At 44.6% G+C, this 9,481-nt stretch carries 9 protein-coding genes; 2 read left to right on the top strand and 7 right to left on the bottom strand.

Annotation, left to right across the window (positions count from 1 at the left end; translation table 11 throughout):
• On the top strand, window positions 1-647 hold a 647-nt coding region (locus tag ACO4PX_RS05930), incomplete at its 5' end, for a dicarboxylate/amino acid:cation symporter (RefSeq protein WP_485571970.1).
• A gap of 152 nt (window positions 648-799) precedes the next feature.
• Window positions 800-1,105: a DUF898 family protein gene (locus ACO4PX_RS05925; protein ID WP_485541190.1), complete on the top strand. Its 306-nt coding sequence runs from the start codon at window positions 800-802 to the stop codon at window positions 1,103-1,105.
• 65 nt (window positions 1,106-1,170) lie between these two features.
• Here the strand turns inward: ACO4PX_RS05925 and ACO4PX_RS05920 are convergent, their stop codons facing one another.
• The 7 genes from ACO4PX_RS05920 to ACO4PX_RS05890 form a co-directional block, all read right to left on the bottom strand.
• Complete coding sequence (locus tag ACO4PX_RS05920; protein ID WP_485541189.1) at window positions 1,171-1,974, bottom strand: ATP-binding cassette domain-containing protein; 804 nt, start codon at window positions 1,972-1,974, stop codon at window positions 1,171-1,173.
• Between the two features lie 48 nt (window positions 1,975-2,022).
• A complete protein-coding gene (locus ACO4PX_RS05915) occupies window positions 2,023-3,069 on the bottom strand; it encodes an ABC transporter ATP-binding protein (RefSeq protein WP_485541188.1) in 1,047 nt (348 codons plus the stop codon).
• Between the two features lie 3 nt (window positions 3,070-3,072).
• Window positions 3,073-3,912 carry an ABC transporter permease gene (locus ACO4PX_RS05910; protein ID WP_485571969.1) on the bottom strand — a complete coding sequence of 280 codons (840 nt, stop codon included), beginning with the start codon at window positions 3,910-3,912 and terminating at the stop codon, window positions 3,073-3,075.
• Window positions 3,913-3,916: 4 nt separating this feature from the next.
• Window positions 3,917-4,879 (bottom strand): ABC transporter permease, encoded by a 963-nt coding sequence (locus ACO4PX_RS05905; protein WP_485571968.1) that lies wholly within the window; start codon window positions 4,877-4,879, stop codon window positions 3,917-3,919.
• A gap of 26 nt (window positions 4,880-4,905) precedes the next feature.
• Window positions 4,906-6,516 (bottom strand): ABC transporter substrate-binding protein, encoded by a 1,611-nt coding sequence (locus tag ACO4PX_RS05900; RefSeq protein ID WP_485571967.1) that lies wholly within the window; start codon window positions 6,514-6,516, stop codon window positions 4,906-4,908.
• A gap of 579 nt (window positions 6,517-7,095) precedes the next feature.
• The gene (locus ACO4PX_RS05895) at window positions 7,096-8,340 is read right to left on the bottom strand and encodes an OmpA family protein (protein ID WP_315365643.1); all 1,245 of its coding nucleotides are present in this window, start codon (window positions 8,338-8,340) and stop codon (window positions 7,096-7,098) included.
• A 201-nt stretch (window positions 8,341-8,541) separates the two neighbouring features.
• Window positions 8,542-9,387: a Rossmann-like domain-containing protein gene (locus ACO4PX_RS05890; RefSeq protein WP_455023805.1), complete on the bottom strand. Its 846-nt coding sequence runs from the start codon at window positions 9,385-9,387 to the stop codon at window positions 8,542-8,544.
• Window positions 9,388-9,481 lie beyond the last annotated feature (94 nt).

Below are 9,481 nucleotides of genomic sequence, written 5' to 3'. Positions count from 1 at the left end.
TTACCCCCATCGGTGTTTTTGCCTGTATGGCTACGGTAATGTACAGCAACGGCATCAAGACAGTTCTTCAGCTGGGACAGGTTATGCTGGCCTTATACATTACTTTTGCCCTTTATGCCCTGATTGTATACGGCGGTATCGTACGCCTGGTCGGAAAAATCCCTGTGGGCAAATTCTTTAGCTCTATTGCGCCGGCCAGCTTAAATGCATTTTCCACCTGTTCTTCCAATGCCACTCTCCCCCTTTCTATTGAATGTGCGGTGGAGTCCTTGGATGTTCCTGAGGAGATAGCCTCCTTAACGCTGCCTCTGGGAGCCACCATTAACATGGATGCGGTTAGTATTCTGATGTCCTTTATGATCAGTTTCTTTGCCGCCGCCTTGGGCATTCCCCTAACGCTGGATACCATGATTACGGTTTTGGCAGCCAATACTTTGCTTAGTATCGGAACTCCGGGCGTACCGGGAGGAGCTATTGCCGCCTTTGCCGCCCTGGCTCCCATGGCAGGACTTCCCGTCAACCAAATCCTAGGGGTTTATATTTCCGTAAATACTCTGGCAGATATGGGGGCCACCACCGTCAATGTAATTGGTGACATCGCCTGCGCCACTGCCATCAGTAAGCAGTTAGAGAAAAAGAATGGATAAAAAAGCCGCCTAAAAGTGAGTCTTTAAGAATAAGATACTCTAAAAAGCAAGTTCCCTACCATGCAGTCTTTGCATAAAATCGGAGCTTGCTTTTTTTCTTATTTTCTTTATAATTTAGGAGTATTTTACGTTTTTAAAGAAAAGGAGTATTTATGGGAGAATCTTATTTTGACGGCGGTTTATTGCAGCTTATCGGATGGGCACTGTTAGGAAGCCTTATCACGGTATGTACCTTTGGAATTTGCTTTCCTTGGGCTCTTTGCATGATTTATAACTGGGAAATTTCCCACACCGTCATCAACGGGCATCGCCTTCGTTTTACCGGTAAAGCCACCAACCTCTTTCTTCAGTGGATTAAGTGGTTCCTGCTTTGCATTATCACTTTGGGAATTTACAGCTTTTGGCTCGGTATTGCCATCAGAAAATGGAAGGTAGCCCACACCGAGTTTGCCGACTAAAATTTGTTAATCGAGATACATTCTAAGTTTTCTCTGCAAAGGAAGGCTTGAAGCCCAACGTCCTTTTATCCTTCCTTTCTACTCCACCCGGGAACTGCCGAAAGCAGGGTCCGGGTGTATTCTTTTTGAGGATTTTGAAAAATACTTTCACAGTCTCCTTCTTCTACGATTTTTCCTTCCTGCATTACCCCGATTCTATCACTGATATAGCGAACCATGGCCAGGTCATGAGCCGTAAAAATATAGCTAAGCCCCAGCTCCTTTTGTAAATCCTTTAAAAGGTTTACTATCTGAGCCTGTATGGACACATCCAAGGCGGAGATCGGCTCATCGCAAAGGATAATTTCCGGTTCTACAATCAGGGCTCTGGCAATGCCGATTCTTTGTCTTTGCCCTCCGGAAAAGGCATAGGGCATCTTTCTTCTATCCGCTTCGGCCAAAGATACTCTTTCCAAAGCCTTCTTTATCTTTGCCTCTTCTTCTGTACGGGAGAGTTTTAGGCGTCGTAAGGGCTCCCGTAGAATTTCCTCTACAGTCCAATGGGGATTTAAGGAAGAATAGGGATCCTGAAAGATAATCTGCATCTTATCCTGCATTTCTCGTAGAGCCTTTGGATCATTCCTTTTGATTTCCTGTCCATGAAAATAGACTTCCCCTGCCGTTCTCTGTAGTAATCCTAAAAGGCAACGACCAAGGGTACTTTTTCCACAGCCGGACTCTCCCACCAGGCCATAGCATTCTCCCTTATATAGATCCAAATCCACCCCCTGCACCGCATGGGTAGCTATCTTTTTTCTTCCCCAAAAGTCCCTTTGATAAAATACCTTTTCTATTCCTCTGGCAGAAAGAATAAGCTCCTTTTCTTTCATTTTTCTCCCTAATCTTCTTTCTATTCTTAACTACATTTTTAGATGGTTTTATATTTTCTCTCCGGAAGAAACTTTGTGACAGAAAACCCTGTGGCTTTCGGAAAGCCTTGCTTCCTCCTGTAAGGCATCCTGACAGGCATCTATCCTTTCCTTGCACCGTTCATAAAAAGGACAACGGGTAAATTCCTTTAAAATCGAGGGCGGATTCCCCTCAATGGCCACCAGTGCCTCTTCCTTATCCTTTTCCATACTGGGTATAGCCGCTAAAAGAGCTTTGGTATAAGGATGTTTGGGTTCCCGGAAAATCTCTTCCACCGTTCCCTCCTCCATCACCTTCCCTCCGTATAAAATCAGAATGCGTTTACAGCGTTCCTTCACCAAAGATAGGTCATGGCTAATCAAAATCAAGCTTGTATTTCTTGCTTTTACCCCTTCCAAAAGCAAATCCAAAATCTGAGCCTGCAGGGTCACATCTAGAGCCGTGGTAGGCTCATCCGCAATCAGCAGTGGGGGAGAACAGGATAAGGCCATGGCAATCAGGACTCTTTGCCGCATACCGCCGGAAAACTCATGGGGGTATTGCTTATATTTTTCCTCCGGATTGGGAATACCCACTGAAGCCAACAGCGCTATTGCCCTTTCTTTAGAATCCTTTATATGAGAATCCTTTGCATGAGAATCTCTTCCATAAGAACCTCTTCCATAAGAATCTCCTCCATAAGGATCTCTTCCCCTCTTCCTTTGTCGTTCAAAAATCTCTCTCAACTGTTCTCCGATGGGAATCAAAGGATTCAGTGCCGTCATAGGATCTTGAAAAATCATAGCCATACGGCTCCCTCTAAGAGGCAGATATTCCTTTTCCGTCAGATTTCGTAAATCCAAATCTTGAAACGAAAGCTTCCGGGCAGAAGCTTTTGCTTTTTCCGGCAGTAATCCCATAATGGCTTTCATAGCCATGGATTTTCCGCTTCCGGACTCTCCGATAATTCCCAAAACCTCCCCCTCTTCCAGAGAAAAGCTGACGTCGGAAACCGGATAGACCTTCATTTTCCCATAGGGTATTTCCACCTGCAAATTCTCAATTTCCAAAAGCATCTTCTACTCCCTTTCTAAGAGAAGCGATTCCCTAAGTGCCTCTCCCCATTGATGGAAAGACAAAACCGTTATAATAATCAAAATTCCCGGAAGAATCGCCATGTGAGGCGCTTTTTGCAGAAATTTCTGGGCGTTCTGTAAAAGGCTTCCCCAGCTGGACATAGGAGCGGTAACCCCTCGTCCCAAGAAGCTTAATGCGCTCTCCACCATAATGGAGGAAGCTATAGCCGCAGTGGATGCCGTGATAATAGTGGGAAGAATTCCGGGGAAAATATGGCTAAAAAGGATTCGCAAGGGAAAAATTCCCAGAAAACGGGCATAGAGCACATATTCCCGCTCCTTCAGGCTTAAAACCTCTCCTCGGATGATTCTTGCTGTTTCCATCCAGCTTAATAGCCCTATGACCATAACAAGAGAAAGCAGACCTCTTCCAAAAACCATACCGAAAACCATCACCAAGATCATCCAGGGGATGGAGGAAAGAACGTCCACAAGGCGCATAAAGAAGAAGTCCACCACGCCTCCGAAATATCCGGAAAGAAGTCCAATCATGACACCCAGGCCGATACTCATAGCCATAGACAAAAAGCCGACCATTAAAGAAACTCTTCCCCCGTAGAGAACCCTGGCAAAATAATCTCTGCCCACCTCATCCGTTCCGAAAAAGTGTTGTATAGAGGGCTTTGCCAGACTATGAATCACATCCAATCCCTCAGGATCCAAGGGCAGAAGGGGTAAGATCAAGGCCAAAATACTGAAGCCTATTAAAAAGATACTGGCTAAAACTCTATGGGGATGGCTTAGAATTCTATTAATAAAGGCTTTACCTCTGTTAGCTTGCATTTTCTTATCCTTCCTTCTTCCAAAGTGAAATTCTCGGGTCAATCAAACAATACAAAATATCCGAGAGCAAATTTCCCAGAATTACCAAGGTACCGGATAAAAGCAAAATCGCCATCACAATAGGATAATCCAGCGCATCCACCGCTTTCACAAAATAAAGACCTATCCCGGGCCAGGAAAAAACGGACTCCGTAATCACCGCCCCCGTCACCAGTAAGGGTAGAGACATTCCCAGCTTACTGATCATAGGCAGACAGACATTTCTTGCCACATGATGAAAAAGAATTTCCCTCTTACTTGCACCAAAAGCTCTTTGTACCAAAACATAGTCCTGCCTTAATTCAGACAATGCGGAAGAACGAACATAGCGCATTAAATCCGGAAAAAAAGCAAGCACCAATACACAATAAGGAAGAAAAAGATGATGAAGAAAGTCCGGAATATCCCTTTCCTTCCCAATGGTATGCATTCCCAGTAACGGAAAAAACTTCCAATGATAGCCAAAAAAATAGATCAGCACCAAGGCAATCCAGAAGCTGGGCACTGCAAGACCTATGGTGGAAAAGCTGTCTAAAAGCTTATCCTGCCATTTTCCCTTTTGGCTGGCACTGTAAAGCCCTACCGCCATAGCCAAAAAGTAGGCGGTAAGGTAGGAGGGAAGAACCAAAAGGATAGTGTTGGGAATTCGTATCCGTAGATCATCCATAATCCGGGTATGACTAAGGAGAGAGTTGCCGAACTCTCCCCTTAGAATATTTTTCAGCCATCGAAAATACTGCACTGGCATGGGATCATTTAAGCCGTATTCCTCTCTTTTTTCTTCCCTTTGCGCCTCCGTCATCTTGGAATTGGCTATAGAATCCACCGCATCATAGGGAACCAAATTCATAAGTCCAAAGGACAAAAGGGTAATCAATAGGAGCAGGGGAATACTTTGTAGAACTCTTCTCCCGATATAAAATGCCATTTTACTGCCTCGTTTCTACTTAACATTTATTTAAACTTCAGCTTGGATAAATCTCCAAAGGTGTAGATAGGCACAAGCTGGGCTTCTTCCGGATCCACATCCTTCTTGGTAACCAGTGTTCTTAAATTGGTGCCCAGAGGATAGTAAATAGCCTCTTCCGTTACCAAACGCTGTACCTTGTTATAAATTTCTTTACGCTTCTCCAAATCCAAAGTGCTGTTTCCTTCTCTGAACAGCTTGTCGATTTCCGCATTGTGGTAGTTCATGTTATTGTCCTTCTCCGTGGAGAAAAGGATGGAGAAGGTATCCGGGTCGGAGCCCATTACATAGCCTCCCAGGAAAATATCATAGTCTTTGTTCTCCAAGTCCTTGGTAGCTTTGTAGTAAGCCGCATCCGCAAGACTTGCCAATTCCACATCCACACCCACAGCCTTACATTCTGCCTGAATCGCCAAAGCTTCTCTTTCCAAAATAGGCGTATTGGCAGGGTAGAGTAAGGTCAGCTTTTTTGGTCCGTTCTTTACCTCTTCCTTAGCCTTTTCTAAATCCTGATCCCACTTCTCCACATCCTCAGTATAGAACTGGTTATCATAGGGCAGGAAGGAATAGCCTAAATGATAGTAATCCGGATCTCCGTAAGCCGCCTTCATGATTTCCTCTCTGTTTAAGGCATGGAAAATGCCGGAACGGTAGGTCTTATCCTGCATATTGTCGGAGGCGGTGTTCAAACGGATATAGGGCACACGACCTTCACTATAGTTGTAAAGGGTAAAAGCATCATTTTCCAAATAGGGCTCAATCATATCCGGAGACAATACCATAGCCTCCGCCTCACCGTTTTGCATAGCCAGGGTAGCGGTATCTCCCTTGTCAATTACCCGATAAATCAAGGTATCAATATAAGGCTTTCCCTTGGCATAGTTGGGGTTGGCCTTAAACTTTAAATACTCACCGGTCTTATACTCTTCCAAAACATAGGGGCCTGCACCTACCACCTTATCTTCTAATAAGGAAACATCCGTATTCTCCTTGCCTTCAAAGATATGCTTAGGGATAATGCTCACCTCGTCGGAAAGCATCTCCATGGCACTTGCGGAAACAGAGGGGAGCTTAAAAAGAACGCTTAAATCATCCTGTTTCTCCACTTTTATAGGCTGGTCCCCGATATAAAGATTCTTTGACAGACTGTTGATGGTGTCATAGGTAAAAACAATGTCATCGGCTGTTAATGCCTCCCCATCACTCCACTTTAAATCCGGCTTCAGCTTCATCGTCAAAGTAAGTCCGTCTTCAGAAGCCGTCATGCTCTCCGCCAGAATATAATCCACAGTTCCGTCTCCATAGATATGATAAGCCGGAGCATAGGCTGCATGACAGGTCATAAGAGTGTAACGGTCATCTGCCGTTAAAGGGTTCAGGGTATTTCCCGGGTCACCGTCAATGATATAGGTGAAGCTGTCCTTCTGTCCGGAAGTATTTGCCTCTGCCTTATTCTCCCCATCGGAAGAAGCGTTCTGCTCCTGCGCTTTTTCTGTAGATGCTCCCGTTCCCTTGTCTTCCGCCTTGCTTCCACCGCAAGCCACCAGACTTACCGATAAAAGCAGTAGAGGAAGCAACTTTGCCAAGTTCTTTTTCACTTTTCTCCTCCTTCTGTACTGTTTCTCTTTCTTCTTTCCAATATCTTCTGTGCAATTAGGAAAAATGTCGGTTTTTAGAAATCAAAGCAGTATTTTATAATAATATTTTTATTTCTCCTTCTTTATTATTATACTTTTTCACCAATTTTATCAATAGTATAAATTGCTTTTTTGTTAGATATTTATAATTCTGATAAATCTAAAGACTTATTGATATTCTCAATAGTATGAAAATGAATCCTTCTTATTTACAAGGATAAAGCTATATGTTTTTACCGGTTATCCTAAGTTACTCCACCCTTGTCCTTAAAAGAAACTCTCCCGTACCTTCCCCAGCACACCTATGCAGAATAAAAAAAGATGTAAAAAACCATGGCAGCTTTAGCTTCCTGCAACAATCCGAATTCCCTAATGGGAAACTCCCGGTGCTGCATTTCAGGTTCTTTACATCTTTAATTTCATTTGTCTTTAAAGCAATTTAGGTTTAAAGTAATTTGGCTTTCGAGTAATTTGGCTTTCTAGTAATTTGGCTTTCGAGTAATTTGGCTTTCCAGCAAATTTACTTTTAATCCTATTCTTTTATGCGGTAGGAACAATAATCTCTACACGTCTGTTCTGCTGTCTTCCCTCTGCGGTATCATTGGTGGCAACAGGACGGCTTTCTCCGTAACCGTGGGTGGTGATTTCCGCAGTCACGCCCTGAGATGCCAAATAGCTCTTTACGGAATTTGCACGATTCTCGGAAAGCACCTGATTGTGTTCATCCGTATCCATGGAGTCGGTATGTCCGTCAATCTGGAAGGCTGTAATTCCCCCTTCCTTTAATACTGTTGCCAAATCGTTTAAAATCTTCTCCGCATCCGGACGAATATCATACTTATCCACATCGAAAAGCACACCGGAATCCAGAGTAATCAAAAGGCTGTTGGCCTCCAGACTTGGTACTGCGGGAACCATGGAAAGCTTTGGCAGCTTTGTAGGCTTCTCCAAAGGCTTGGCATCTACGGTCTTTTCGTCATTGCCAAGAGTAATCACTGCCTTCCCCTGTCCATTATTTTTAATGCTTAAACCGGTTTCACTGTTATAGTAGCTTCCGCTTCCATCCGGCTTTACATCAATATCAATAGAGCCCTGGGTATAGCTGCTGGAATCATCGCTGACCATCATGGTAATTTCCTTCTTCGTGTCTGTGAAGATTCCATTACCACCTTCGCTAACCTGGAGGGTAATGCCCTGCCCATCATCGGAATACTGTCCGGTACCGTCAGAATTCACCTGTAAGGTGATTCCCTTCTGCTCATCCACATACTGTCCGGAACCGTCGGTATTTCTCTGGATGGTAATCCCTCTTTCTGCATCCACGTACTGTCCGGAACCGTCACCGTCTGTCTGTACGGTAAGACCGTCGGCACTCATCTGACCGGCTCCTCCTTCTCCCAGCTGCATCACACTGTTTCCACGGAAAATCTGGTCATTCTCCAACTTTACAGGGGTAACGGTGATACCGGGAACGGAACTTAAGGCTTCTGTCTTGTCCATAGTAATCTTCGCTGCAGGATTTTCAAAAATTCCAAGACCGTTAATCTCCACTGCGGGAATTGCGGGAATCTCTCCCAATGCATAACCGGGAACAATGAGATCCTTGGCATCGGAAGCTTCTTCCTTCTCGGTTTCCTCTTCCGTTTCCTTTTCTGTTACTTCTCTTGTTGCCTTCTCTGTCTCTTCCTTCTCTACACTGCTGGGCTCTGCTGCTTTCTTACCGCCACAAGCACTCATCATGATGGCAAATGACAGGGCGATAATAGGATAAATCTTTTTCTTCATACTCTTCCTTTCCTCCTAAAGCTTTTACAAAGCGGAACTCGGCACTATTGCACTCTTTTCCTACCGAAAACCGACAAGTTGCCCTAGCAGTTTATCAAAAATACGCAAAAAAGTATATCCTTTTAAGAGTTTTGTAAAATTTTAAAAGTAAGCACGATTTTCCTATGCTTTATCTTCTACGAAGCGCGATTTTCCTATGCCTTATCTTCGACGAAGCACGGTTCGTTCCGCATATTTTCCGAAGAAATGATAGCCGGAGCCTCCCTCACTGATGATATCCAAAAGCTCATCCGCCTTCGTCACCTGAATTCCCCCAAGCATCGTAACGCCTTTAGAAAAGAGGCAGTCCGGAAGCATGCTTGCGGTAGGGCCCACCACTAAAATTTCCGCATCCTTTTTCGCCATAGCCAAAATCCCCGGCAAGGTATCATTCAAAATCGTTACTCCGGTAATCACCAGCAAATCTGCCTCCGGCACGCATTCTCCCGCCCTCTCCGGAGGAAGGTAATAGGGCATTTCCCGCTCCTTTAAGGTTCTGCTGTCCTTTTCCAAAATGTGAAAATCCGCATTTTCCTGCATAAGCTTTCGGATTATAGGCACTAATGCCCCCACCACTACGGATTTCCGATACTTCTTTACATCAATTTCATCAAAGGCATCCGCACCAAGCAAAAGCTCATATCCCGAATGCTCTGTCTTTTCCCACACCAGAGTACTGAGCGCATTTAAGGCAGCGATTCCCAAAGTCCTTCTTAGGATATTCTCCGAGAAAATATCCTCAAGATAAGCTCTAACCCCTCTCCCTTTCAGCTTTCCGGAAAAGGGCATAGCCTTCGCAGAGCTGGGACAGCACACGGCCTCCGGAATCTCCTTCACCGGCGTAAAGCATAGACCTCCATGACCTGTGGAAAGCTTCACCCCGGAGAAAAAGAGCCCGAACGCCGCCCGCTCCACGGTGATACTGTCCAAATCCACCGCCTTCTCAATTTCCGTAATACACTCCTGTAGGAAAATGTTGCTTCCTTCTATTTTCTTTGCTTCTTTCATGGTGCCCCTCCTGACAATACTCTATCTGCGAATAACAAAAAAGGGAGCCTTCACAGGCTCCCCTTATAGTTTTTCAAAAATTACTTGGAAGACT

The sequence above is a fragment of the Oribacterium sp. genome (assembly GCF_057249185.1).
Note: the sequence above shows the minus strand (reverse complement) of the source record. Positions and strands in the feature narration are given on the sequence as shown.

Coding starts and splice junctions, on each gene's coding strand:
- ACO4PX_RS05890 (WP_455023805.1), bottom strand. CDS start 9,387: ATGAAAGAAGCAAAGAAAATAGAAGGAAGCAACATTTTCCTACAGGAG.
- ACO4PX_RS05895 (WP_315365643.1), bottom strand. CDS start 8,340: ATGAAGAAAAAGATTTATCCTATTATCGCCCTGTCATTTGCCATCATG.
- ACO4PX_RS05925 (WP_485541190.1), top strand. CDS start 800: ATGGGAGAATCTTATTTTGACGGCGGTTTATTGCAGCTTATCGGATGG.
- ACO4PX_RS05920 (WP_485541189.1), bottom strand. CDS start 1,974: ATGAAAGAAAAGGAGCTTATTCTTTCTGCCAGAGGAATAGAAAAGGTA.
- ACO4PX_RS05905 (WP_485571968.1), bottom strand. CDS start 4,879: ATGGCATTTTATATCGGGAGAAGAGTTCTACAAAGTATTCCCCTGCTC.
- ACO4PX_RS05915 (WP_485541188.1), bottom strand. CDS start 3,069: ATGCTTTTGGAAATTGAGAATTTGCAGGTGGAAATACCCTATGGGAAA.
- ACO4PX_RS05910 (WP_485571969.1), bottom strand. CDS start 3,912: ATGCAAGCTAACAGAGGTAAAGCCTTTATTAATAGAATTCTAAGCCAT.